Raw genomic sequence first — 769 nt, 5'->3', positions numbered from 1 at the left:
TGCGCCACCGCCTGCGGCGGGATCGTGGGACGTGTCGCGCTTCGTTTGTCACCATGTGTCCTTTGGCCGAGCCGGGACTGCCAGTGTCTGTGCGGTCACGCTAAGGCCGGTGTGGCATCGCCGCCATCAGCGATCGGTCGGGTCCAGACACCATTCAGGCGGGAGGTGCTGGTGCCGACCGCCGAGGGTGAACTCACCGCGGCCGAGATCGCCGCGCTGTACGCGCTTATACAGGCGCAGACCCGCATCCGTGAGCAGCTGACCCGCATGGCGGTCGCCGGCGCACTCGGGCCGCTGCGCCTGGTCAACTGGTACGACCCGGCGGATGTCGCCGAGGCGGTGGAGCGGGTACTGCGGGTCGTGCAGCCGGCGCAGCTGCGCATGGAACCGACGCGTCACTAGCCCGGGCGCTGAGCATCATGACGGGCCGGCAGGTACGCCCGGTCGGCGCGGTGGACATCCGCACCCTGCGCCGCCTGGTCACGCCGGCGGTCGCCTGGGTGGTCGCCGCGGCACCCCGCATCGAGGTGGAGCCCGAGGGCGACCTGGAGCTCGACCGGTTCTTCGACGACCTGGAGGAGGAGTTCGAGCGCGACCGGGAGCGGGAGCGCCAACGCCGCCTCGTCGAGGACCTGGAGCGTGAGGCCGAGGAGCAACGCCGCCGCGCCGAAGAAGAAGAGCGCCAGCGCGAGGGGGAAGACCGGGCACGCCGGGAGGACGCCAAGCGGGAGGGGCGCCTGCGCGCTCTGGACCCGATGGAGCCCTACAT

Annotated in this window: 1 protein-coding gene and 1 pseudogene; both read left to right on the top strand. The window is 71.7% G+C overall.

Translation table 11 applies throughout. From position 1 onward, the window contains the following. The first annotated feature begins 171 nt into the window (after window positions 1-171). Window positions 172-402, top strand: coding sequence for a hypothetical protein (locus tag KBX53_RS34735; RefSeq protein ID WP_210864011.1), 231 nt, complete (start codon window positions 172-174; stop codon window positions 400-402). A 17-nt stretch (window positions 403-419) separates the two neighbouring features. After that, window positions 420-769 (top strand): annotated as a pseudogene (locus KBX53_RS34730) (hypothetical protein); the annotation flags it as partial.

Origin of the sequence: Micromonospora sp. M51 (assembly GCF_018070305.1) — a bacterium.
In the GTDB taxonomy this organism is placed as follows: Bacteria; Actinomycetota; Actinomycetes; order Mycobacteriales; family Micromonosporaceae; genus Micromonospora; species Micromonospora parva.
Note: the sequence above shows the minus strand (reverse complement) of the source record. Positions and strands in the feature narration are given on the sequence as shown.